This window comes from Pseudomonas sp. A-RE-22 (genome assembly GCF_019956035.1).
In the GTDB taxonomy this organism is placed as follows: Bacteria; Pseudomonadota; Gammaproteobacteria; order Pseudomonadales; family Pseudomonadaceae; genus Aquipseudomonas; species Aquipseudomonas brassicacearum.
Genome location: NZ_JAHBCZ010000033.1, coordinates 111,890 through 136,877, shown reverse-complemented (window position 1 = coordinate 136,877; position 24,988 = coordinate 111,890). Strand labels below are relative to the sequence as shown.

Annotated in this window: 19 protein-coding genes; 7 read left to right on the top strand and 12 right to left on the bottom strand. The window is 61.4% G+C overall.

The window, feature by feature from the left end; all coding sequences use genetic code 11:
• Positions 1-107: 107 nt before the first annotated feature.
• On the bottom strand, positions 108-2,195 hold the full coding sequence (gene sctV / locus KGA89_RS17210) for a type III secretion system export apparatus subunit SctV (RefSeq protein ID WP_223472108.1): 2,088 nt from the start codon (positions 2,193-2,195) through the stop codon (positions 108-110).
• Complete coding sequence (locus KGA89_RS17205; RefSeq protein ID WP_223472107.1) at positions 2,192-3,319, bottom strand: TyeA family type III secretion system gatekeeper subunit; 1,128 nt, start codon at positions 3,317-3,319, stop codon at positions 2,192-2,194. Before KGA89_RS17205 ends, sctV begins: the two co-directional genes overlap by 4 nt.
• 319 nt (positions 3,320-3,638) lie before the next feature.
• On the opposite strand from KGA89_RS17205, the gene KGA89_RS17200 reads away from it, so the two are divergent.
• Positions 3,639-4,190 carry an RNA polymerase sigma factor gene (locus tag KGA89_RS17200; RefSeq protein ID WP_223472106.1) on the top strand — a complete coding sequence of 184 codons (552 nt, stop codon included), beginning with the start codon at positions 3,639-3,641 and terminating at the stop codon, positions 4,188-4,190.
• On the top strand, positions 4,187-4,783 hold the full coding sequence (locus KGA89_RS17195; protein WP_223472105.1) for a GNAT family N-acetyltransferase: 597 nt from the start codon (positions 4,187-4,189) through the stop codon (positions 4,781-4,783). Before KGA89_RS17200 ends, KGA89_RS17195 begins: the two co-directional genes overlap by 4 nt.
• Positions 4,784-4,967: 184 nt before the next feature.
• Here KGA89_RS17195 and KGA89_RS17190 read toward each other — a convergent pair whose 3' ends face one another.
• Entirely contained in the window at positions 4,968-6,182 is a 1,215-nt protein-coding gene (locus tag KGA89_RS17190; RefSeq protein ID WP_223472104.1) for a cytochrome P450 family protein, read from the bottom strand.
• Positions 6,183-6,409: 227 nt separating this feature from the next.
• Between KGA89_RS17190 and KGA89_RS17185 the strand changes: the two genes are divergently transcribed.
• Positions 6,410-7,567, top strand: a complete 1,158-nt coding sequence (locus KGA89_RS17185) for a serine hydrolase domain-containing protein (protein ID WP_223472103.1) — start codon at positions 6,410-6,412, stop codon at positions 7,565-7,567.
• 136 nt (positions 7,568-7,703) lie between these two features.
• On the opposite strand, the gene KGA89_RS17180 is transcribed toward KGA89_RS17185, so the two are convergent.
• Entirely contained in the window at positions 7,704-8,837 is a 1,134-nt protein-coding gene (locus tag KGA89_RS17180) for a transglycosylase SLT domain-containing protein (protein ID WP_223472102.1), read from the bottom strand.
• Positions 8,838-9,024: 187 nt separating this feature from the next.
• On the opposite strand from KGA89_RS17180, the gene KGA89_RS17175 reads away from it, so the two are divergent.
• The 4 genes from KGA89_RS17175 to KGA89_RS17160 all read left to right on the top strand — a co-directional run bounded on the left by KGA89_RS17175 (position 9,025) and on the right by KGA89_RS17160 (position 14,849).
• Positions 9,025-9,513: a CesT family type III secretion system chaperone gene (locus KGA89_RS17175; RefSeq protein WP_223472101.1), complete on the top strand. Its 489-nt coding sequence runs from the start codon at positions 9,025-9,027 to the stop codon at positions 9,511-9,513.
• Positions 9,514-9,524: 11 nt separating this feature from the next.
• A complete protein-coding gene (locus KGA89_RS17170) occupies positions 9,525-11,645 on the top strand; it encodes a type III effector (protein WP_223472100.1) in 2,121 nt (706 codons plus the stop codon).
• A gap of 355 nt (positions 11,646-12,000) precedes the next feature.
• Complete coding sequence (locus KGA89_RS17165) at positions 12,001-14,406, top strand: penicillin acylase family protein (protein WP_223472099.1); 2,406 nt, start codon at positions 12,001-12,003, stop codon at positions 14,404-14,406.
• Positions 14,407-14,507: 101 nt separating this feature from the next.
• A complete protein-coding gene (locus tag KGA89_RS17160; RefSeq protein WP_003206631.1) occupies positions 14,508-14,849 on the top strand; it encodes a carboxymuconolactone decarboxylase family protein in 342 nt (113 codons plus the stop codon).
• An 869-nt stretch (positions 14,850-15,718) separates the two neighbouring features.
• Here the strand turns inward: KGA89_RS17160 and KGA89_RS17155 are convergent.
• From KGA89_RS17155 to KGA89_RS17120, 8 genes are all read right to left on the bottom strand, one after another.
• Positions 15,719-16,606, bottom strand: a complete 888-nt coding sequence (locus KGA89_RS17155) for an ABC transporter permease subunit (RefSeq protein ID WP_214510032.1) — start codon at positions 16,604-16,606, stop codon at positions 15,719-15,721.
• Positions 16,603-17,523 (bottom strand): ABC transporter permease subunit, encoded by a 921-nt coding sequence (locus tag KGA89_RS17150; RefSeq protein ID WP_223472098.1) that lies wholly within the window; start codon positions 17,521-17,523, stop codon positions 16,603-16,605. The genes KGA89_RS17155 and KGA89_RS17150 overlap by 4 nt, the downstream gene beginning before the upstream one ends.
• Positions 17,520-18,662: an ABC transporter ATP-binding protein gene (locus tag KGA89_RS17145; protein ID WP_003177402.1), complete on the bottom strand. Its 1,143-nt coding sequence runs from the start codon at positions 18,660-18,662 to the stop codon at positions 17,520-17,522. The genes KGA89_RS17150 and KGA89_RS17145 overlap by 4 nt, the downstream gene beginning before the upstream one ends.
• 61 nt (positions 18,663-18,723) lie before the next feature.
• Entirely contained in the window at positions 18,724-19,821 is a 1,098-nt protein-coding gene (locus KGA89_RS17140; RefSeq protein WP_223472097.1) for a polyamine ABC transporter substrate-binding protein, read from the bottom strand.
• 184 nt (positions 19,822-20,005) lie between these two features.
• A complete protein-coding gene (locus KGA89_RS17135; RefSeq protein WP_013694498.1) occupies positions 20,006-21,103 on the bottom strand; it encodes a polyamine ABC transporter substrate-binding protein in 1,098 nt (365 codons plus the stop codon).
• A gap of 182 nt (positions 21,104-21,285) precedes the next feature.
• The gene (locus tag KGA89_RS17130) at positions 21,286-22,650 is read right to left on the bottom strand and encodes an aspartate aminotransferase family protein (protein WP_013694499.1); all 1,365 of its coding nucleotides are present in this window, start codon (positions 22,648-22,650) and stop codon (positions 21,286-21,288) included.
• A gap of 58 nt (positions 22,651-22,708) precedes the next feature.
• Positions 22,709-24,067: a glutamine synthetase family protein gene (locus KGA89_RS17125; RefSeq protein WP_003206640.1), complete on the bottom strand. Its 1,359-nt coding sequence runs from the start codon at positions 24,065-24,067 to the stop codon at positions 22,709-22,711.
• 40 nt (positions 24,068-24,107) lie between these two features.
• Positions 24,108-24,884, bottom strand: a complete 777-nt coding sequence (locus tag KGA89_RS17120) for a gamma-glutamyl-gamma-aminobutyrate hydrolase family protein (protein WP_223472096.1) — start codon at positions 24,882-24,884, stop codon at positions 24,108-24,110.
• Positions 24,885-24,988: the final 104 nt, after the last annotated feature.

Genomic DNA, 24,988 nt, shown 5'->3' with positions numbered 1-24,988 from the left:
ACGGGGCACCGGCGGCCCCCGTCCTCTGTCACAGCCAGGCCATCGAACGCACCTGGATTTGCATCGTTACGTGGAGACACCGCTGCTGGCGTGCCAAGACAAGCCCCTCACGCGGCATCCTCCATCCGTAGTTTTTCCTGCTCGAGGTCAAAGCGCCCCAGCACGGTGACCTGGGCGTTGCTGTGCAACTCGCTGAAGGCGAGTACAGGCACGTGATTGAACTCGTCGCGCAACAGATCGCGCAGCGGCGCCCGCAAGTCTTGCGCCACCAACAGCACGGCCACGCGCTTGGCGCGCAACGGGAAACCTTCGCGCAACTGCATCACCAGGGCGCGGGTATGCAGGCTTTCCAGGGCAAAGAAGGTTTCCGTCTGGGTCTGGCGCAACGCGTCGCGCAGCAGGCCTTCGGTTTCCGGCGTCAACAACCACACGTGCAGGCCGTTTTCGTCGCGGTACTGGTGATAGATCTGCGACTTCAGGGCGATGCGCGCGTAGTCGGTCAGCGCACCGACGTCACGCTCATGCTGCCCATGCTCGATCAACGACTCGGCGATCAGGCGCACTGCACGCAGCGGGACGCCTTCGCCGGCCAGGCGCTGGAGCACGGCGGCAAACCGCGCCAGTGGCATGGTCCGCTGCAGCTCCTGCACCAGCTCTGGCTGACCTGCTTCGAGCCAACTGAGAATCGACTTGCTTTCCTGAAGCCCCAAGAATTGCGGGCCCGTGGCGAACATGGCGCGGCTCATCCGCTCCACCAGCAACTCGGCAGCCGGCACCGCCTCCACGCGTTCGTCCGCCAGCAGCGGATCGTCAGGCGTCAGCCATAGCCACTGCTGCTCGTCACGCACCTCGTCGCCGACCAGCCCGTCGCGCGGTTCGAACGGCAGCGGTCCGCGCGCCACGGCCACACGTTCGCCGAAAGTGGCCCGCAACATCGGCACCTCGTGCACACAGAAGCGGAACTCGTCGTCTTCCAGCAGCACGCTGTATTCGATCTCGAAGGGCGGCAAGGTCAGGCCAAAGCCGGCCACCAGCGCGTTACGCTTCTTGCGGATCGCCTGGATGACTTCCTCGGCGGCCGTGTTGCCTTCCATGGCTTTGGAAAACTGCAAAAGATAGGCGCGGGTCGGGTCGAAGCTGCGCAGGTCTTCAGCGCCGTTCTGTGCCGGGGCCACGACCTCCGCTGGCTGGTCGCCCTGGCGTGCCTGCCGGGCGAGCGAGTACAGCTGAACGATGCCGGCGGTGCCGGTGATCAACGCGATGACGATGAATACCAGCGTGGGCATGCCGGGCAAGGCCGCGAAACCGAGCATCCCCACCGAAGCGATCACCCAGGCCTTGGGTTCGGCGGTCAACTGCTGAGCGATTTCCTTGCCAACGCTACTGCCCGCTGGCTGCCCTTCCGGCGACACCCGGGTGATGATCATGCCCGCAGTGAGGGAAATCAGCAGTGCCGGAATCTGCGCGATCAGACCGTCACCGATGGTCAATACGGCATACAAGTGCATCGATTCGGACGCGCCCATATCGTGCTGCATCATGCCGACCGTAAAACCGCCGATGAGGTTGATCACCACGATCACCAAGCCCGCGATGGCATCGCCCTTGACGAATTTCATCGCCCCGTCCATCGCACCGAACAGCTGGCTTTCCTTGTTCAACTCCTCGCGGCGCCGCCGAGCTTCAGTGACATCGATCAGGTTGGCGCGCAGGTCGCTGTCGATGGACATCTGCTTGCCCGGCAGTGCGTCCAGCGTGAATCGCGCCGCCACTTCGGCGACCCGCTCCGAGCCCTTGGTGATCACCAGGAAGTTGACCACCGTCAGAATGAGGAAGATGACCAACCCAACCGCCAGGTTGCCTCCCACCACAAAATTACCGAACGCCTGGACGATATGACCGGCGTCGCCCTGGAGCAGGATCAATCGGGTGGTCGCCACCGACAATGCCAACCGGAACAGCGTGGTCAGCAGCAGCACCGCCGGAAATGAGGAAAATGCCAGCGGCCGCGGCAGGTACAGCGAGATCACGATCAGCAGGCAGGAGATGCAGATGTTGATCGCGATCAGCGCATCGACCACCGAGGTCGGCAAGGGCAGGATCAGCATGAACACGATGCCGAGCACCACGAACGCCCCGACCACCTCGATGCGCCGCACCGCTTCGTTGGCGACTTTGTTCAACAGGGCGATCATGAGCGCGCTCCAATCACCGGGGCAGCGGTCTGGCTTCGGGGCTCGCCACGGGAGCGCTCATCGAGCAGCACCAACAGGTTCTTCAGCGCGGTCTGGCGACTTTTGCTATCGCGCCAGAGGGGCAGCGGCAAACGCTTGAGCAAGGGGTACAGGCCATTCAGGGAGACCAGTTGGTCCCGCTCCTCTTCTCCACCCAATTCACGCCCGATACGCCGTACTTCCGCCGCCGACAGGCCACTGCTGACAAACCCCAGCATGCGCTGGAGCAACAGCACCGCCGTGAGCTGGCTGGCCGGGCAACTGTAGGCCAGTTGCTCGAGCAAACCGCGGCAGCTGTGCAGGACACTGCCCAGTTGCGTCGAGGCGGCCAGGCCGATCAACAACGTGCGCAACAAGGCGGTAGGACGTGATGGTGTGTGCGCAGCGATGTCGTCAGCCAGTGCCCGGCGCATCATGTCCAGCCCCGGCACGAACGCCGCCTCGCCGAACAGGCCAAGCAACGCCTGCATCATGGTGGGCAACGACTGCTTGAGCACCACGGTGTCGTAATAGAGTCGCCGTACCGCCTGGCGCAGTTCGGGATCGCCCCCCGCAGCGCGCAAGGCCTCGGCGATGTTCATGCCCGCCTGGATCTGCGCGCCATAACGCTCGCGCAACAGCTGCAGGTAGTCGCGAGCACGCTTGGCCTCGACAAGACGACCTTGCACTTCGGCCTCGCGCAACGCTTGCTGCAGGATCAGGTCGGTACGGGCCGGGTCACCACCGGTGGACTGCACCACCTCTTCAAGCACTGGCTCGCCACACAGCAACAAACCAGCCTGGGCGGCCATTGCCCCCAGGCTCTGCTTGCCTGGGTGGCCAAGTTGGTCGTACCACTCCTCCAATTGCTCACGCGTCTCGACCCGCGTCTGACCCACTTCGCTACGAGCATTGCGGATGCGCCGCTGGCTCAGCGCCTTGGTATTGCGCTCCACGTGATGGCTGAAGGTCATGCCGACCTCCTCCATCGAATTGGACTGCACGGCCTGGAACGACTCGACAGGCGTGCCTATGCCCACGACGGCCGAAACGGCCTGGGCAAGGTTGGCGGCAATATGCGCATTTGTCGGGGCTTCTACTTTCATGATGGCCGTGAGCGTGGTTTCGGACGCTCAGTGGGTGGTGGCGATTCAGCATTCAGTTCCATCACGGTGATGACCTTTTCTGGCCGATTCCAGTGGGTTGGCCACAGGCCTCTTCCCGAGCGTTTGCTCGGTGCAATTTCATGCAGTGGGACTTGGGACGCCTGTGCATGACCTTGCACAAATAGAGCAAAAGCACTAGATAAAAATGCTTGTTTATCAACAAGATAACTCGTTAAACGGGCTTGGCACAGGTCCTGCTGATGGGAGGAACGTCGACATGTGGATCGACGCTATGGAACCTACCCAGAGGGATTTATTGATGAACAGCCTGAATCTCATGGCCCCACCGCAAACCTCCCCGGCACCCACCGGTGCGCCAGGCATCTGCTTCGGCGAGGAACGCAAGCTGCGTCTGTTTGTGCAAAAACGTGTACTCAATCAAGACGACGCCGATGACATCATCCAGCTCACGTACCTGGAAGCCTGGCGCAACCAGCAGAAGTTCAAAGGGCTGGCAAAGCAGGACACCTGGTTGTGTGGCATCGCCCTGAACCTGATCCGCAACCACTTCCGCCGCTTCTATGCACAGCCGCCGCTGAGCACGTTCGATGAAAGCGAGTTCAGCGAGTCCAGTGACGACATTGACCTGAGTGAACTGTGCGACAACCGTCGGCTGTTGGACCGTACGCTGTTAGCCATGGACGCGCTGTCCAAGGACATGCGCGATACCCTGTGGACCGCCGTGGATACCGAGAGCAGCTACCGCGATGCCGCCGAACGTCTGGGCGTCCCCATTGGCACCGTGCGCTCAAGGTTGTTTCGCGCGCGTGAACAACTCAAACGAAGCGTCTATGGAGAAGCCCGGCCATGACCAATAATCGCTTGAACAGCCGGCCCGACCTGCCACGTGGCGTGCGCCGCTACACCCCCGACGACTTGCCGGTGATGACAGATATCTTCAACGAAAGCGCTCTGGGAGGTACCAGCTCCCCCGTGCTCAGAGCGTTTTCCCTGAAGGAAATGACGTTTTTCGTCGACTGTTTCGTCAAGGAGGGTGATCCGATCTACGTGCTCGAACGCGCTGGCGAAGTCGTTGCCTGGTTGATCGTCAACCGCTTCTGTTGGGGCGCCCAGGCCTGCCGATTGACCGGTGAAGTATCGATCTACGTACGCGGCGACCACATTGGCAGTGGCGTCGGCATCCGCCTTGGCCAAGCCGCGGTGGTGTTGGCCAGGCAGTATGGTTTCGAGACGCTGGTGGCCTGGATCATCGAGCACAACGAGGCCAGCAAACGCGGCGTACAAGGGCTTGGTGCGACCCAATGGGGACGCTTCCCAGGGATTGCCCGGTTCGCTGATAACCGGGCGGATGTCGTGCTCTATGGGCTGCACCTGACGCCAGGCGACACGGCATCCTCCACCCTTTCAGCGCCGGCGCAAAACGAGGAGGCCAGCCTGGCGTAACTCCACGGCTCGTCCGGCTGGACAGTCGGGCGAGCCGCCTTTTTTTTCGGCATGGGCCTGCGCTCATTCGAGCCGATGCCATTTTTTGCACAGCCCTCACAGCCCCTGCTGTTCAATCGATAAACCCGTGGCGAGGGAGCTTGCTCCCGCAGGGCTGCGCAGCAGCCCCTTTTTCATGAACACCTCAGCCCACCGACCAACACACCGGCAACGCCTCCGGCCCCCTGAAGTTGGGCACATAGCGCCAGCGTATCGCGCCGGGATCGACCGCCAATTGCAGCCCAGGGCAGCACCGAAGAAGTGTGTTCAATGCAATTTCCAATTCCTGCCGGGCCAACGAGGCGCCCAGGCAATAGTGCGTGCCTTTGCCGAACGACATGTGCGGGCAGGCCGGGCGGGTGATGTCGAGCGTGTCAGGATTAGCACACAGCGCTTCGTCACGATTGGCCGAACCCACCACCGCCATCAGCAGTTGCCCACGCAGCAAACGTTGTCCCGCCAGTTCGGTGTCCCGGGTAACGAAGCGAACCATGGCCCGCTCCACCGAGGAGTCATAGCGCAGAAACTCCTCGACCGCGCCAGGCATCAATGCCGGTTCGTCACGCAATCGCGCCAGCGCCTTCGGATGCTGCACGAGCATGTGCACCGCATTGCCGATCATCGATGCCGACGTTTCGTGCCCGGCGATGATCAGCAGCGCGATCATGCTGCACAGCTCACTTTGGCTGAGCATGCTGCCCTCTTCCTCGACCTGCGCCAGCGCCGAAACCAGGTCATCGCCCGGCTGTGCTCGACGCTGGTCGATCAGCGCGAGCATGTAGCCCGCGAATTCGTTGTAGCAACGCTGCAACTCGCTCAGGTCGTGCCCCACCTGCTGGACGATCATGTGGGACCAACGGCGGAAATCGTCACGATCTTGTGCGGGGACGCCGAGCAGCTCAGCGATGACGGTGATCGATAAGGGGAATGCATATTGGCCCACCACGTCCATTTGCCCGCTCGACCGCACGGGCTCCAGCAAGGTCTCGGCGATCTGTTCGATACGCGGCCGCAGGGCGTTCACCGCCTTCAAGGTGAACGCCTTGTTGACCAGGCGACGCAAGCGGCGATGACTGTCGCCATCGCGGTTGAGCATGTGGTCGTTAAGAAACGCGATGGATTGCTCGCCGCCGAGCATCGCAGCGAACTGCGCATCGATCCGCGACGGGTCACGGGCGAAGCGCTCGTTGTCCAGCAGCACCTCCTCGACTTCCCGAGCGCCGGTGACGTACCACATCGGTAGCTGCCCTTCGGCCTGGCTGAAGAACACCGGAGACGCCTGGCGCAGCGCCGCATAATGCCGGTAAGCCTCGCCGCGAAACGCGTCGCTATTCAAATCAAGGGTACGTTCGTAAGCCATGAACACTCTCCAGGGGCATCAATCATTGCTCCTGAGTGGCAGGGCTCGCCAAAAAAGATCCCGTGGGAGCGAGCTTGCCCGCGATGGCGGGGTATCAGTCACTTCAATGTTGGCTGACGTACCGCTATCGCGAGCAAGCTCGCTCCCACATGGGGTCTACCTGTCGGTGAACCGTTTGCACGGCCACGGTCACTCAAAGGAAACACCAACCCGTATGTGGAGCTGACATGACGCGTGCACTTGCTATCCATGGCCAATGCGACACCCGTTTCGAACCGGTCAAAGCGGCGTTTATCCAGCTGATGCAAAGCCCCTTCGAACGCGGCGCCGCCCTTTGCATCCAGATTGACGGCGAAATCGTTATCGACCTGTGGGCCGGCATTGCCGGGCCGGAGCCGGACAGCCATTGGCAGCGCGACACGCTGCTCAATCTGTTTTCCTGCACCAAGCCCTTCACGGCGGTGGCGATCATGCAACTGGTCGGCGAAGGACGCCTGGACCTGGATGCGCCGGTCTGCCACTACTGGCCCGAATTCGCCAACGCCGGCAAAGCATCCATCACGGTGCGCCAGGTGCTTTGCCACCGCGCCGGACTGCCGGCGCTGCGCACGCCCCTGGCACCGGAAACCCTCTACGACTGGCACACCATGACCGACCTGATCGCCGAGGAAACCCCCTGGGCCGCGGCCGGAGAACAGCAGACCTATTCACCCTTGCTGTTCGGCTGGATTCTCGGCGAACTGCTTCGCCGGGTGGATGGCCTGACGCCGGCGCAAAGCATTCACCAGCGAGTGGCGGTGCCGCTCGGGCTGGACTTCCACCTCGGCCTGGACGACGCGACTATCGCGCGCTGCGCCTACATGGCACGGACCAAAGACGAGATCGACGACGAAGCGTTTGGCCGGGTACTGACGGACGTGCTCAACGAGCCGACCGCCATGAGCACACTGGCCTTCGCCAACCCACCCATGGTGCTGGGGCGCAGTAACGAGGCGGGCTGGAAACGCATGACCCAACCGGCGGCCAACGGACACGGCAATGCCCGCAGCCTGGCGGCGTTCTACGCCGGTCTGCTCGACGGGCAACTGCTGGAGTCGCCGCTGCTCAACGAAATGCTGCGCGAGCACAGCGCCGAATACGACCCGACCATCCAGACCCCAACACGTTTCGGCCTGGGCATCATGCTCAACCAGCCGGACGTGGCGAACGGCAGTTATGGCATGGGTAACGAGGCGTTCGGCCACATGGGCGCCGGTGGCACCATCGGCTTCGCCGACCCTGAACGCGGCGTGGCGTTCGGCTTCGCCTGCAACACCATTGGTTCCTACGTCTTGATGGACCCACGCGCACGCAGCCTGGCCAATGTCGCGATGGGCTGCCTGTAGGCCCTGGATGATCAGCTCAATGCTATTCACTTAAGCGAAAGATCAGGTTGTAGGGAGTTGTGGAAGATCGTTCCTCACGCTCCGCGTGGGAGTGCCGCCAGGGACGCTCCGCGTTCCGCTTCTGGAAGCAACCGGCTCACACCCCTGGCGGCACTACCACCTCCGCCACCTGCGGCTCGACCGTATCGGTATCGGTATCGGGTGAGGCAACCACTTGTTCTTCGCTACCGGCCACGCGGGGCAGCGCGGCCTTGGCGATCATGTCCGGCTGGGCCAGCAACCTGTGCGACGCATCCAGGGGCATCAGCAAGCGTCCCCTGGCCCGGCCACGCACAGCAGGGTTGAGCATGCGCAACTCTCGCTCATGAACACCGGACAACTGTGCCAGGTGCGCCAGGTCCACGGGCTGCGCCAAGGCGACCATCTGGAAATACGGCTGGTCGGCGATGGGCGCCAGGCTCACGCCATAGTCGGCGGGCGTATTCACCAACTGCGACAGCGCCAGCAGCCGCGGCACATAGTTCTGGGTCTCGCCGGGCAACGACAGGTTCCAATAGTTGGTCGCCAGGCCGCGGGCGCGATTGCGCGTGATCGCGTCGCGTACGCGCCCCTCCCCGGCGTTGTAGGCGGCCAGCGCCAGCAGCCAGTCGCCGTCGAAGTAATCGTGCAGGTAGGACAAATAATCCAGGGCGGCCCGCGTCGATGACGGAATGTCCCGGCGCTCGTCATAGTCCCCCCGCTGCTGCAATTGATAACGGCGCCCCGTGGCGGGAATGAATTGCCAGAGGCCCAGGGCCTGGGCAGGCGATTGGGCGTTCGGATTGAACCCGCTCTCGATGGCTGGCAACAGCGCCAGTTCCAGCGGCATGTTGCGCTTGTTCAGTTCACCCACGATGAAGTGCAAGTAACGGCTGCCGGCGCGCCCGGTCTGGGTGAGAAAAGCCGGGCGATCCATCAGCCAGCGGCGCTGCTCATCGATGCGCGCCACACCCTGGGTCTTGGCCTGCAAGGAAAAACCCTGGCGCATGCGCGTCCACAGGCTGCCGCCACCGTTTTGCGGGGATGACTCGCTGATCTGGATGATCGTGTCCGTAGGCGCCGGTTCAAGCCAGCGCAGTTGCGAGCGGTAAGGCTCGTTGGCGAACGGATCGCCGATGGTCAACTGCGGTTCGAGGTGCTGGCAGCCATACAGCAAGGTCCCCATGGCCAGCATGGACAACCCTTTAGGGACGAATCGAAGGGCCGGCAAAGGTGCAAGTGATCGGGGCATGGGCGGTCAACCTTGAATGAGGTGGCGCCATTGGGTGGCAGATCACCGGACAGCGGTTCCACGCCGATCACCTCGATCATCGCCATCGGACGGCAGCGGCGTGCAGTTGGAACCGAAATGCCGCAGGTGTCACTCACCATGGGCAGCAGGCGCTCGTCGGCGCCTGGATGACAATGCGAGGTCACTCATGGCGTCACCCACCTATTGCAAGCTGATCGATCAGCTCTGCGAACTCACAATGATTCCTACCCCGTCAGCGTTCTACGAGCAGGCGAACCTGTCGGTCAAGGATGTGGACTTTTCCCTGAAGCACACCCCTGGCGTGGGTGAGGGAGACGTCTTTATCTACTGCAGCTTCGGGCCATTGCCGGTGGCGAATCGGGAAGCGGTCCTGCAACGGCTGCTGGAAACCAACCTGTACCTGCTGAGCGGCGCGTTCTGCCCTTCCCTGTCCTACAACCGCGACAGCGAACAGGTGATCCTGATCGGCCACGTCCCCCTGGAAACCCTCACGGCCGAGCGCCTGCTCGGGCTGATGGGCGGTGCCGCCGACATGGCGTTGATTTGGCGAGAGGGCTACTTCTTCGACGGCGCCAGCCCAAACGGCACCGCCAAGACCACCCAGCACAAACCCACCCCCCGCAGCACCGGGCTCAACAGTGCCCTGTCAATCTAGGAGAGCACGACATGCAAGATTTATCGGTAGGACGAAGCACCAGCGCGGCGGCGTTGCGTCAGCAACAGGACGATCAGATCACGCCGGTGGGAACCAGCCTCTCGGGGCAGGTTCGGCCCTCCACGAATCCCCTGGTGCCTTATCACTTCGAAGGAAAACCGACCGAGCAGACCCAGCAAACGCTCAAGACCAGGCAACATCGCCTGACGGGACAGCTCAGAAACCTCAGTGACATAAACCCCAACAGCGACCCCATTGGCTACGCACGAGCGCATATGAGCCTGGAAGGTACAGTCTTGGACTTCGCGCCAGGCACAAGCTATCAAGACGTACAGAAGCACCTGACCGAACTCGGCGGCACGCCTCACCCGATGCTGTCGGGCCACGAAGAAACCGAAGCATTCGTCAAGGACTTCAACGAGTACCTGGGCAAGAACGAGGACGCCAGGAAAGAGGACGGCGGTTTCAAAGCCGTCTGGGACAAACACTGCGAGCGCATGGGTAATACCCTTGGCGCCTATCATTCGTTGTGCCAGGAAGTCATCGATAGCACCACGGAAGAGAAGGACCTTGCGCCTCTGCAAAACAGCCATGAAGCCTTCCGCGGTTATGCCAAAGGCATCATGCAAGCTATGACGCAAGACATGCCCACGCGCTTGAATACCTTCATGGAAAGCCGAATCGAGCATGCGCGCAGTGCAATGACCAATCAGAGCCTTTCCCAGCCCGAACGAGACCAGGCGACTGCTGAACTGAACCAACTGATCACGGTTCAGGAGGAGTTTGACGATTTCCAGGAACAGGAAGACAACAGCCCTAGCGAACTGGCAAAGGCGACGAAGAAAAACGACACTTTGGACACCGCGCTGAAGAACGTCGGACGCCAGGACTATGTCGCTGACCTCAAGACCCACAGTGGATTCCTGACGGGCCTGGCGGTATTTGCCGACGCAGGCATCCCGCAGGGCCTCGCTTCCTCGGCTCACTTCGGTGCCGCCACCGCGGCGATCGACGAGAAGCTGGCGGGTACGCACCTCGCCGGACATGCTGCAGGAACATCGGCGGTCCTGGGTGCAGCCCATAAGGTGGTCAGCGACAGCGCCCGTCCCATAATCCAGACCATCGTCGACAAAACCATCGGCAGTGGCCTGGAGAAGGTTGATCCGCTGTCGGTATACCCCAAGGCCCTGCAGGACATTACGGTGGGTGGACGTCGGGTCGCTAATCCTCAACGCGCGGCCATCGACAAGACGCAGGAAGACAAGCGCACCGGTTTCCTGCTTAAACAGAATGCCAATAACTTTGGCACCATCAGCGGCGACTTCACCGGTTACCTGGCTTTCGGCGCGGCTCACGCGGTACGAGAGACCCTGAATCAGTTCACGAGCGTGAGTGCCTCGGGCATCGGCGCTCGCAGCCTCGCCTCCGCCGTCGGTGGCGCCTTCATGGCCGGCGGCCAGGCAGTGGCCAAATACTCTCAAACCCACGGTGACGAGAAGATTCCAACCTATCGGGTCAAAAACGAAACACGCGAATGGAAGGAGCTGCTGCCCAAGGCGCTGGCCGAATCAAGCAAAGTGCTACCGACCAACATGACCAATATCAGTGACTATGCCAACCGGATCGTTGGCGTAAGCGCAGGTATTACCATGCGTACCGCAGTGGGAGACGCCGCCGCGGTAGGGGAAGATGCCGAGACGCTGGAAAAAATGCAGCAGATCATCACGACCTTCTTCTCCTCGGGCCTGACGCTGCTTCCGTTCTTCGCCAACAGCGTGGCGGCACCGCTGGAAAACAAAGCGCTGAACGACGGCAAGGACGACCTGACCGCACGCGCAAACGTACCGTGGCAGAACATCACCAATCCAAACCGGGACAGCCTGCCCCATACCCAACCCCCAGGTGTGAGACGCGCTGGCGAGAACCTCTATACCGCCGCTCGCGGCGCTAGCCAGCTGGCTACGCAAGCCACTGTCGCGGGGCTCAACGTAGGAGCCGAGTGGATTCAGAGCTTGGCCACGAGGCCTAAAGACCCTGGCGCTGGCGACAATATGGAGCTGGCGGAACGCGGCGAAGCGCGGCCCCAGGGCGGACCGTCCAACGAACCTGCACCCACTACCCGGCCAAGCTGACGAAACCGCCGGGCCATCGTTCGATGGCTTGACGATCACCGGTTGAAACGCCCTCCTACGCCGGTCGCAGGAACCTCCTGTGGCCGGCCCTCGCGACACACGCCGACTCATATCCCTTTGCGCTTCGACGACGGCCGACGTGATTGCCGTGCCGATCGACGATAGCCTTCCGATTCAAGGCGCCGGCCTCCAAAGCCCAGCCACTGCCCGAGATCGTCCACCGCCTATACTCCCGCCCGCGAAGCGACTTGGAGAAAATCCCTCCGACGGACGATGCACCGGGAAGCAGCCATATGCTAAACAGGGAATCAACAGCGGGACCATGGAGCCGCTGTCACCAGAATAAGGAATCACCATGAAACGCACCCTCATCGCCTTCCTGTCATTGATCGTCACCGCGATCATCGTCGCGGGCGGCTACCTCTACAGCAAGCAGCCCACCCGCCAGGGCACGGTGCAGCTGCAAGGGCTGCATGGCTCGGTGACGGTGCGCTACGACGAGCGCGGTGTGCCGCATATCCGTGCCGAGAACGAAACCGACCTGTACCGCGCCCTCGGTTACGTCCATGCCCAGGATCGGCTGTTCCAGATGGAGATCATGCGCCGCCTCGCCCGTGGTGAACTGGCCGAGGTGCTGGGGCCGAAACTGCTCGACACCGACAAGCTGATGCGCAGCCTGCGGATCCGCGAGCGTGCCGCGGCCTACGTGACCGAGCAAGACCCGCAATCCCCGGCCTGGATCGCCATGCAAGCCTATCTGGACGGCATCAACGCCTATCAGGACAGCCACACCCGCCCCGTGGAATTCGATGTGCTGGGCATTCCCAAGCGCCCCTTCACCGCCGAAGACACCGTGAGCATTACCGGCTACATGGCCTACAGCTTCGCCGCGGCCTTTCGCACCGAACCCCTGCTGACCTACGTGCGCGATGTGCTGGGTGCCAACTACCTGAACATTTTCGACCTCGACTGGCAGCCTCAGGGCGTGCTGGCCGAAGGTCGCAAGGGCGGCCTGCCGCTGGCGGCCGCCGACTGGAAAGACCTCAATGCCCTGGCCCGCCTGAGCGAGCAGGCCCTGGCTGATAACGGCCTGCCGCAGTTCGAGGGCAGCAATGCCTGGGCGGTTTCCGGCAGCCGCACCCACAGCGGCAAGCCGTTGCTGGCGGGTGACCCGCACATCCGTTTTTCCACACCTTCGGTGTGGTACGAGGCGCACTTGTCTGCCCCGGGGTTCGAACTCTACGGGCAGTACCAGGCGCTGCTGCCCTTCGCGACGCTGGGCATGAACCGGGATTTTGGCTGGAGCATCACCATGTTCCAGAACGACGACCTGGACCTGATCGCCGAGAAGGTCAACCCGGACAATCCCGAACAGGTCTGGTATCGCGACAAATGGGTGGACATGACCCGCAGCGAACAGCAGATCGCGGTCAAGGGCCAGGCGCCAGTGACGCTGGTGCTGCGCCAGTCGCCCCACGGTCCGATCGTCAACGACGCCCTCGGCGCGAATGCCGGCAAGACCCCGGTCGCCATGTGGTGGGGGTTCCTGGAAAGCCGCAACCCGATCCTCGAGGCTTTTTACCAACTCAACCGCGCGGACACCCTCGCCAAGGCCCGTGGCGCTTCGGCCAAGATCCACGCACCGGGGCTGAACGTAGTGTGGGCCAACGCCAAGGGGGACATCGGCTGGTGGGCCGCCGCGCAACTGCCCAAGCGGCCGGCCGGCGTGAAGCCCGGCTTTATTCTCGATGGCAGCAGCCCGGAGGCGGAAAAGGAAGGCTTCTATCCGTTCACCAGCAACCCGCAGGAAGAGAACCCGGCGCGGGGCTACATCGTCTCGGCCAATTTCCAGCCGGTGCCGGCCAGCGGCATCGAGATCCCGGGTTACTACAACCTCGCCGACCGCGGCCAGCAACTCAACCACCAACTCAGCGACAAGCAGGCGAAGTGGGACATCGAAACCACCCAGAAACTGCAACTGGGCACCACCACCGCCTACGGCCCTCGCCTGCTCGCGCCTTTGCTGCCGGTGCTGCGTGAAGTGGTCAGCGACCCACAGGAACAAAAATGGGTGGAACAACTGGCTCAATGGCCGGGCGATTACCCCCTGGAATCCACCAGTGCCACGCTGTTCAACCAGTTCCTGTTCAATCTGGCCGACACGGCCCTGCACGATGAACTGGGCGATGGCCTCTTCGAAACCGCGCTGTCGACCCGGGTGATCGACGCAGCCCTTCCACGCCTGGCGGCTTCAAAGGATTCACCGTGGTGGGATGACCGCACAACCCTTGGCCCGGAGACCCGTGCCGATACCGTGAAAAAGGCCTGGGACAAGAGCCTGGCGCACCTGAAGGTCACCTTCGGCGACGATGCCACGCAATGGCAATGGGGCAAGGCCCACACCCTGACCCACGGCCACCCGCTGGGCCTGCAAAAGCCGCTGGACCGGATCTTCAACGTCGGCCCGTTCGCCGCACCGGGTACCCACGAGGTGCCCAACAACCTCTCCGCCAAAATCGGTCCGGCGCCCTGGCCGGTGACCTACGGGCCTTCGACGCGGCGCATCATCGACTTCGCCGACCCGACCCACAGCGTCACCATCAACCCCGTCGGCCAGAGCGGCGTGCCGTTCGACAAGCATTACGAGGACCAGGCCGAGGCGTACATAGAGGGGCTGTATCACCAGGCGCACCTGGCCGAGGAAGAAGTGACGGCCAATACCCATGGCACCTTGAAACTGTTGCCGGCCCGGGCGCCCTGAAGCGGGCGCAAGTCTTTTTTCATCGCCACACGGGCTTGATCGTCATTGATGGTCAAGACTACAAGGGCGCAATCCCGCCTTTCCCACTAGGAGTCAACGCTATGTTCAATAACTGGTCCGAGCTGCTGCCTACCATCAAGAGCGCCTTTGGCGCCCTGGGCAAAAGCAATCCGAAGATGGTCAAGGCCTACATGGCCCTGGACGAAGCCGCGGCTGAAAACGACGTGCTCGATGCCAAGACCCGTGAGCTGATCTCCATCGCCGTCGCCATCACCACGCGCTGTGACGGTTGCATCGGCGTACACACCGACGCCGCCATCAAGGCCGGCGCCACCCGCGAAGAAATCGCCGCCACCCTCGCCACCGCGGTGTCCCTGAACGCGGGCGCGGCCTACATCTACTCCCTGCGCGCGCTGGAGGCCCATGACGCGTTGAAGAAGTGAGAGGCCAATAACCTGCCGGCCGCTATCGCGAGCAAGCTCGCTCCCACAATGGGATCTGCGTTTGGCCGCGGATTTATAGGCGCCCCAAAAAACTGTGGGAGCTGAGCTTGCTCGCGATGGCGGCCTGGCATTCAACCTCTTCATTGACTGCCACACCGCTATCGCGAGCAGGCTCGCTCCCACAATGGGATCTGCGGTTGGCCGCAGATTTATAGGCGCCCCAAAAAACTGTGGGAGCCGAGCTTGCTCGCGATGGCGCACGGGCATTCAACCTCTTCGTCGACTGCCACACCGCTATCGCGAGCAAGCTCGCTCCCACAATGGGATCGGCGTTTGGCCGCGGATTTATAGGCGCCCCAAAAAACTGTGGGAGCCGAGCTTGCTCGCGATGGCGGACGGGCATTCAACCTCTTCATTGACTGCCACACCGCTATCGCGAGCAAGCTCGCTCCCACAATGGGATCGGCGTTTGGCCGCGGATTTATAGGCGCCCCAAAAAAACTGTGGGAGCCGAGCTTGCTCGCGATGACGGACTGGCATTCAACCTCTTCATTGACTGCCACACCGCTATCGCGAGCAGGCTCGCTCCCACAATGGGATCTGCGGTTGGCCGCAGATTTATAGGCGCCCCAAAAAACTGTGGGAGCCGAGCTTGCTCGCGATGGCGCACGGGCATTCAACCTCTTCGTCGACTGCCACACCGCTATCGCGAGCAAGCTCGCTCCCACAATGGGATCGGCGTTTGGCCGCGGATTTATAGGCGCCCCAAAAAAACTGTGGGAGCTGAGCCTGCTCGCGATGGCGGCCTGGCATTCAACCTCTTCGTCGATTGCCACACCGCTTTCGCGAGCAAGCTCGCTCCCACAGATTTAGACCGGCGCGGTCTCTGCCCGGCGTACTTCCGGTTGTTTCCAGGAGTCGGCGGCGCTTTCTTCGATGGCTTGCTGGATCGCCCGCTTACGGCTTTCTTCGGCGCGGCGGCTGAAGAACCAGACCAGGAAAGTCACCAGCGACACCGCCAGCAGAATCAGGCTCGCCACGGCGTTGATTTCCGGTTTTACCCCCAGGCGCACCGCCGAGAACACTTCCATCGGCAAGGTCGTCGAGCCGGGGCCGGAGACGAAGCTCGCCAGCACCAGGTCATCCAGGGACAGCGCGAACGACATCATGCCCCCCGCTGCCAGTGACGGCGCGATCATTGGGATGGTGATCAAAAAGAACACCTTCCACGGCCGCGCACCGAGGTCCATCGCCGCTTCTTCGATGGACAGGTCCAGCTCACGCAAGCGCGCCGAGACCACCACCGCCACATAGGCCGCGCAGAACGTGGTGTGGGCGATCCAGATCGTGACGATGCCACGCTCCTGAGGCCAGCCAATCATCTGGGCCATGGCCACGAACAGCAGCAACAGCGACAGGCCAGTGATGACTTCCGGCATCACCAACGGCGCGGTGACCAGGCCGCCGAACAGCGTGCGCCCCTTGAAGTGGGTGATGCGGGTCAGCACGAAAGCCGCCAGCGTACCCAGGGCCACCGCGGCAATCGCCGTGTAGCAGGCGATTTCCAGCGAGCGCATCACCGAGCCCATCAACTGGCTGTTGTCCAGCAGGCCGACGTACCACTTGATCGACCAACCGCCCCACACCGTCACCAGTTTCGAGGCGTTGAACGAGTAGATCACCAGGATCAGCATCGGTGCGTAGATGAACAGCAAACCCAGCACCAGCATCAGGCTTGAAAAACTGAAGCGCTTCATTCCTTGCCCTCCATTTCTTTGGCCTGACTGCGGTTGAACAGGATGATGGGCACGATCAGGATCGCCAGCATCACCACCGCCAGGGCGGATGCCACCGGCCAGTCACGGTTGTTGAAGAATTCCTGCCACAGCACTTTGCCGATCATCAGGGTTTCCGGGCCACCCAGCAGTTCCGGGATCACGAACTCGCCCACCACGGGGATGAACACCAGCATGCAACCGGCGACGATGCCGTTCTTGGACAGCGGCACGGTGATTTTCCAGAAACTGTTGAAGGTGCTCGAACCCAGGTCCGACGCGGCTTCCAACAGGCTGGGGTCATGCTTCACCAGGTTGGCGTACAACGGCAGGATCATGAACGGCAGATAGGAGTAGACGACCCCGATATACACCGCCAGGTTGGTGTTGAGGATTTGCAGCGGCTCGTTGATCCAACCCATGCTCAGCAAAAAGCCGTTGAGCAAGCCGTTGTTGCTGAGGATGCCCATCCACGCGTAGACGCGGATCAGGATCGCGGTCCAGGTCGGCATCATGATCAGCAGCACCAGCACTGTCTGCATCTCTTTGCGGGCATTGGCGATGCCATAGGCCATCGGATAACCGATCAGCAGGCACAAGACGGTGCTGATCAGCGCCATCTTCAGCGAGCCAAGGTAGGCGGCAATGTACAGCTCGTCCTCGCTCAGCATCGCGTAGTTGGCGAGGTTGAGCAGCACCTGCAGCTTCTGGTCGACGTAGCTGTAGATCTCGGTGTACGGCGGGATGGCCACGTCGGCTTCGGCGAAGCTGATCTTCAGGACAATGAAGAACGGCAACATGAAGAACAGGAACAGCCAGATGAAGGGCACCCCGATGACCAGTTGGCGGCCACCGGGCGTTATTCGATCGAGTCGGCGTTTGAGTTTGCGCAGGTTCATGAGCGAAGCACCACGCCGCTGTCGTCTTCCCACCAGACGAATACCTGGTCGCCCCAAGTCGGACGCTGGCCGCGGCGTTCGGCGTTGGCGACGAAGGACTGCACCAGCTTGCCGCTCGGCAACTCGACGTAGAACACCGAGTGGCCACCCAGGTACGCGATGTCATGGACCTTGCCGCTGGACCAGTTGTTCTCGCAGGTCGGTTGTTCGGCGGTGACCAGCAGTTTTTCCGGGCGGATGGCGTAGGTCACCGACTTGTCCTGCACCGAGGTGCTGATGCCGTGGCCCACGTAGATGTTGCGGTCCAGGTCCTTGCAGGTCAGCACCGCGTGGCCTTCGGCGTCGTCCACCACTTCAGTCTCGAAGATGTTGACGTTGCCGATGAACTCGCAGACCAGCCGGCTGGTCGGGGTTTCGTAGATGTCGATCGGGCTGCCGATCTGGGCGATCCAGCCCAGGTGCATGATCGCGATGCGCTCGGCCATGGTCATGGCCTCTTCCTGATCGTGGGTCACCATGACGCAAGTCACGCCAACCCGCTCGATGATCTCCACCAGCTCAAGTTGCATTTGCGAGCGCAGCTTCTTGTCCAGGGCCCCCATCGGCTCGTCGAGCAACAACAGCTTCGGCCGCTTGGCCAGGGAACGGGCCAGGGCCACGCGCTGGCGCTGGCCGCCGGAGAGCTGGTGTGGCTTGCGCTTGGCGTACTGGCTCATCTGCACCAGCTTGAGCATTTCAGCCACGCGGGCATCGACCTCGGCTTTCGGGATCTTGTCCTGCTGCAAGCCGAAGGCAATGTTCTGCGCCACGGTCATGTGGGGGAACAAGGCGTAGGACTGGAACATCATGTTGATCGGCCGCTCGTAGGGCGGCATGTCGGTGATGTCCACGCCATCGAGGAAAATCCGTCCCTCGGTGGGCCGCTCGAAACCGGCCAGCATGCGCAGCAAGGTGGATTTGCCCGATCCCGAACCGCCGAGCAAGGCGAAGATCTCGCCTTTCTTGATTTCCAGGGACACATCGTCCACGGCAATCGTCTCGTCGAACTTCTTCGTGACCCGGTCGATTTTGACCAACACCTGCTTGGGTGTCTGGTCGCCCTCGAGGGCTTTCTTATAGGCGCCGGAGGCAACTGCCATTTACGAAACTCCCACAGAATTTGCAGTTCGCCCCACGCGGACGAACCTAAGAGTGTTGACGTTATTTACCCGACTTGACCTTGGTCCAGCTGCGGGTCATGAGTCGTTGGATCTTGGGCGGCAACTCGGAGTTGACGTAGAGCTTGTCGACGACCGCTTGCGGTGGGTAAACCGCTTCGTCGGTGCGTACTTTCTGATCCATCAGCTCGCCAGCCTTGGGGTTCGGGTTGGCATAACCGACGGTGTCGCTGACCTGTGCGATGACTTCAGGCTTGAGCACATAGTTGATAAAAGCATGCGCTTGTTTGATGTTGGTGGCGTCGCGCGGGATCGCCAGCATGTCGAACCAGAGGTTGCCGCCTTCCTTGGGAATCACGTAGGCGATATTGACGCCCTTGCCGGCTTCACTGGCACGGGCGCGGGCCTGGAAGATGTCGCCGGAGAAACCGGCGGCCACGCAGATCTCGCCGTTGGCCAGATCGGAGATGTACTTGGAGGAGTTGAAGTAGGTCACGTAAGGCCGGATCTTGAGGAGCTGAGCCTCGGCCTTCTTGTAGTCTTCAGGGTCTTCGCTGTTGGGGTTCAGGCCCAGGTAATTGAGCATCGCCGGGATCATCTCGTCGCCCGAGTCGAGGAACGAAACACCGCAACTGGACAGCTTCTTGATGTTTTCCGGCTCGAACAGCATGGCCCACGAATCGATCTTCTCGACACCCAGGACCGCCTTGATCTTCTCGACGTTGTAGCCGATGCCGTTGGTGCCCCACAGGTAAGGCACGGCGTACTGGTTGCCTGGGTCGTTCTTTTCCAGGCGTTTGAGCAGCGCAGGGTCGAGGTTGGCGTAGTTGGGCAACTGCGCCTTGTCGAGCTTCTGGAACGCCCCGGCCTTGATCTGCTTGCCCAGGAAGTGGTTGGACGGCACCACCACGTCGTAACCGGTACGCCCGGCCAGCAACTTGCCTTCCAGGGTTTCGTTGGAATCGAACACGTCATACACCGGCTTGATGCCAGTGGCTTTTTCGAAATCCGCCAGGGTGGTCTCGCCGATGTAGTCCGACCAATTATAAATATGCACGGTGGAGGCGGCCTGGACGCTGACGGCGAGCGTCAGGCCGGCGCCGACCAGCAAGGCGTTACGTAACAAAGAAAAGACTGGCACGTGGAGGTCCTCTTAAATAGTTGGGCCCAAGTTGCCCCCGTTACTTGGCCAAGAGAGGCCCTGCAACAAAACCGGCGCGCAACTTACCCTCGATAAACCGATCCAGCAAAACTTTTAGTTATTTAATTGCTCCTGTTGCCGCCGCCGCGATGGCAGCGACAACAGGAAGACGCTTCAGGCCGGCTTATTTACCGGATTTGATCTTGGTCCAGCTGCGGGTCATGATCCGCTGGGTCGCGGCTGGCAGGTCGGCAATCGCGTAAAGCTTGGCTTGCACGTCTGCCGGCGGGTAGATGCCCGGGTCGCTGGTGATTTCCTTGTTGACCAGCGGCGTAGAGGCCGCGTTGCCGTTCGGGAAGCTCACGGTATCGGTGATTTCAGCCATGATTTCCGGTTTCTGCAGGAAGGTCATGAACTTGTAGGCACCCTCGACGTTCTCGGCATCCTTGGGGATGGCGACCATGTCGAAGAAGCTGCCAGCACCTTCCTTCGGAATGTTGTAGCTGACTTTAACCTTGCCGCCGGCTTCGGCCGCACGGGACTTGGCCTGGTAGATGTCGCCCGAGTAGCCGACCGCTACGCAGATGTTGCCGTTGGCCAGGTCGGAGATGTACTTGGAGGAGTGGAAGTAGCCGATCGAAGGACGGATCTTGAGGAACAGCGCCTCGGCTTCAGCCAGTTGTTTCTTGTCCTGGCTGTCGGTCGGGTAGCCCAGGTAGTGCAGTGCCACCGGGATCATCTCGGTCGGCGAGTCGAGGAAGCTGATACCGCAGGATTTCAGCTTGGCCGCGTTTTCCGGCTTGAACAGCAGGTCCCACGAGTTGGTCGGCGCGTCGGCACCCAGGGCCGCCTTGACCTTCTCGGCGTTGAAACCAATGCCGATCGAACCCCACATGTACGGGAAGGCGTGCTCGTTGCCCGGGTCGCTCACGGAAACGGCCTTGAGCAGGTCGGTGTTCAGGTTTTTCCAGTTGGGCAACTTGGACTTGTCGAGTTTCTGGTAGACCCCGGCCTTGATCTGCTTGGCCAGGAAGTTGTTCGACGGCACCACGATGTCATAACCGGACTTGCCGGCCAGCAACTTGGCTTCCAGGGTTTCGTTGCTGTCGAACACGTCGTAGACGACTTTGATCCCCGATTCTTTCTCGAACTTGGCGACGGTATCCGGCGCAATGTAGTCGGACCAGTTATAGACGTGCAGCACTTTGTCGTCCGCCTGAACAGCGCCCGCCATCACGCCCATCAGGGACATGGCGAGGAGGGTCTTGCCAGCTATCTTCATACCTAATGCCTTCATGAAAAAATGCTCCAGTTATTCTTCTTAGCCACAGTTCAGTAGCCGGCTCGCGGGCAACTTGAACAGCCGGTAGTCTGGCAAGTTACAGGCCAGGCTTTCAACACAAGCCCAGCCTTTTATTCTCGCTGGGCGAGGCCCTTGCAGGCACCTCGCTCAGAGCCTAGCACTTAGCCTTGCAACGCACTGAGCGTCAGGTCCAGGCACTGCCGCGCCTTGGTCACCAATTCATCGATCTCGGCCTTGCTGATCACCAGCGGCGGCGCAATGATCATTGTGTCGCCCACCGCGCGCATGATCAGCCCGTTATCGAAGCAGAACTGCCGGCAGATCATGCCCACACCCTTGCCTTCGTAGCGCTTGCGCGTGGCCTTGTCCTGAACCAGCTCGATCGCCCCCAGCAAACCGACACCGCGCACTTCACCCACCAGCGGATGATCGTTCAGTTCCCGCAAACGTTTCTGCAAATAGGGTGCCGTTTCAGCATGGACGCGCTCGATGATCTTTTCGTCGCGCAGGATGCGGATGTTTTCCAGGGCCACTGCCGCGGCTACCGGATGACCGGAATAGGTAAACCCGTGGTTGAAGTCGCCGCCTTCGTTGAGCACCGCGACCACGTCGTCACGCACGATCAGCCCGCCCATGGGGATGTAGCCGGAGGTCAGGCCCTTGGCGATGGTCATCATGTGCGGTTTCAACCCGTAATAGTCGGTACCGAACCACTCACCGGTACGACCGAAGCCACAGATCACTTCGTCGGCCACGAACAGGATGTCGTACTTGGCGAGGATTTCCTTCATGCGCGGCCAGTAGCTGTCCGGCGGCACGATCACACCACCGGCGCCCTGGATCGGCTCGGCGATGAAGGCGCCGACGTTGTCCACGCCGAGCTCCAGGATCTTTTCTTCCAACTGGTTGGCCGCCCACACACCGAACTCTTCGGGGCTCATGTCGCCGCCTTCACCGAACCAATAAGGTTGGGCGATGTGGACAATGCCCGGGATCGGCAGGTCGCCTTGCTCGTGCATATAGGTCATGCCGCCCAGGCTCGCGCCGGCCACGGTCGAACCGTGATAACCGTTCTTGCGGCTGATGATGACTTTCTTGTTCGGCTGGCCCTTGATCGCCCAATAGTGGCGGACCATCCGCAGCATGGTGTCGTTGCCCTCGGAGCCGGAACCGGTGAAGAACACGTGGTTCATGCCTTCAGGGGCGATGTCGGCGATGGCTTTGGACAATTCCAGCACCGGCGGGTGGGCGGTCTGGAAGAACAGGTTGTAGTACGGCAGCTCGCGCATCTGTTGGCTGGCGGCATCGGCCAGTTCCTCGCGGCCATAACCGACGGCCACACACCAGAGGCCGGCCATGCCGTCGAGGATCTTGTTGCCTTCACTGTCCCAGAGGTAGACACCCTTGGCGTGGGTGATGATGCGCGGGCCTTTCTCTTTGAGCTGCTTGAAGTCACTGAACGGCGCCAGGTGGTGATCGTTGCTCAGGGCCTGCCATTCACGGGTTTGCGGGTTGTTGCGGGTCATGCCAATTCTCCTTTTATCGGTGAGGGCGAAGCTGCCTGAAGCAGCCTCGCCCGGCGCTTCAGACGGCAAAGAGCAGGAATTCCCGCTCCCACGAACTGATGACGCGCTTGAAGTTTTCATGCTCGGCCCGCTTGACCGCGACGTAGCCTGTGATGAATTTCTTGCCCAGGTATTTCTCGATGGTGGTGCTGTTTTCCATGCGTTCCAGGGCGTCTTCGATGGTCAGCGGCAAACGCAGGTTGCGGCGTTCGTAGCCTCGGCCCACCACCGGCGCGCTCGGGTTGATGCCTTCGACCATGCCGATGAAGCCACACAGCAGGCTGGCGGCAATCGCCAGGTACGGGTTGGCATCGGCGCCCGGCAAGCGGTTTTCCACCCGCCGGTTCTGCGGCCCGGCATCCGGCACGCGCAGGCCCACGGTGCGGTTCTCTTCGCCCCACTCCACGTTCACCGGCGCCGACGTGTCCGGCAGGAAGCGACGGAACGAGTTGACGTTGGGGGCGAACAGCGGCAACAGCTCGGGGATGAATTTCTGCAGGCCACCGATGTGATGCAGGAACAGATCGCTCATGGTCCCGTCTTCATTGGAGAAGACGTTCTTGCCAGTTTCCTTGTCGATGATGCTCTGGTGCAGGTGCATCGCACTGCCCGGCTCGCCGGTCATGGGCTTGGCCATGAAGGTGGCAGCCACGTCGTGCTTGAGTGCCGCTTCGCGCATGGTGCGCTTGAATACCAGGATCTGGTCGGCCAGGGACAGGGCATCGCCATGACGGAAATTGATTTCCATCTGCGCCGTGCCGTCCTCGTGGATCAGGGTATCGAGGTCCAGTTCCTGCAGTTCGCACCAGTCGTAGACGTCTTCGAACAGCGGATCGAATTCGTTGGCCGCTTCGATCGAGAATGACTGGCGGCCGGTTTCCGGGCGTCCGGAGCGGCCAATAGGCGGTTGCAGCGGAAAGTCCGGGTCGTCGCTGCGCTTGGTCAGGTAGAACTCCATTTCCGGCGCGACGATCGGCTGCCAACCCTTGTCGGCGTAGAGCTTGAGTACTTTCTTGAGCACGTTGCGCGGCGACAGCTCGATGGGGTTGCCCTGCTTGTCGTAGGCGTCGTGGATGACCTGGGCAGTGGGCTCGATGGCCCAGGGCACAAGGAAGACTGCGTTCTCGTCCGGGCGACAGATCATGTCGATGTCGGCGGGGTCGAGCAGTTCGTAATAGATGTCGTCTTCGACATAGTCGCCCGTAACGGTCTGGAGCAGAACGCTCTCGGGCAGGCGCATGCCTTTCTCGGCAATGAACTTGTTGGTCGGCGAGATCTTGCCCCGGGTGATACCGGTGAGGTCGCCAATCATGCATTCGACTTCTGTGATCTTGTGGTCTTTCAACCAATCGGTGAGCTGGTCGAGGTTGTTACTCATAAATGCCTCTAGGCGTGAGTTTCCTGACTGCTATTAGTCGTCAGGCGTTGTTTGACGCATCGGCGTCGCGTTGTATTGCCCTTGCTCGGCAGGCATCGCCAAATGCCTGGAAAATCGCAAGGTAGTGCGGGTTAGAGCTTACCTCCCATTCGGGGTGCCATTGCACACCTAAAGCAAAAGCCTTGCCTTCTGGCACCGAAATAGCCTCGATCAGGCCATCGGGGGCCACCGCTTCGGCCCGCAACCCAGGTGCCAGGCGCTCGATGCCCTGGCTGTGGATCGAGTTGACCTCTATTAGCTGGGGCAGCCCCAGCCCTGCCAGTACACCGCCAGGCTGGATATGCACGGCGTGGGCAGGGCCGTATTGAACATCCACCGCTTGAGTATCGTCTTCACGATGATCAATGAACGTTCCGACTTCATGAACTTTCTGATGCAGGCTGCCGCCAAAGGCTACGTTCATCTCCTGGAAACCACGGCAAATGCCCAGCACCGGGATGCCCGCCTCGACAGCGGCGCGGATCAGCGGCAAGGTGGTGGCGTCCCGTGCAGGATCATGAGCAGTGCCTGGCGCACTGGGCGGGCCCTGGTAATGAAAAGGTTCTACATTGGAAGGAGAGCCGGTAAAGAGAATGCCGTCCAGAGCGTCCAGAATATCGGACGGTGGGAGCAGATCCGCCAGGGACGGGAGCAGCACGGGCAGGCCCTTGGCGGCTGTCGCGACAGCCCGGGAATATTTATCGCCACTGATGTGATAAGCATGCAGACCAATCTGCCTGGAGCAGGTGGTGACGCCGATTAACGGCAGGCGAGACATGAAGCACCCCGGTATTATTGCTGTTATGGGTTTGAATCGAGCTTAGCCTTGTTCATTTTTTTACACAACACCCCCGTAAAAAATACAACACGGCCCGCTCAAGC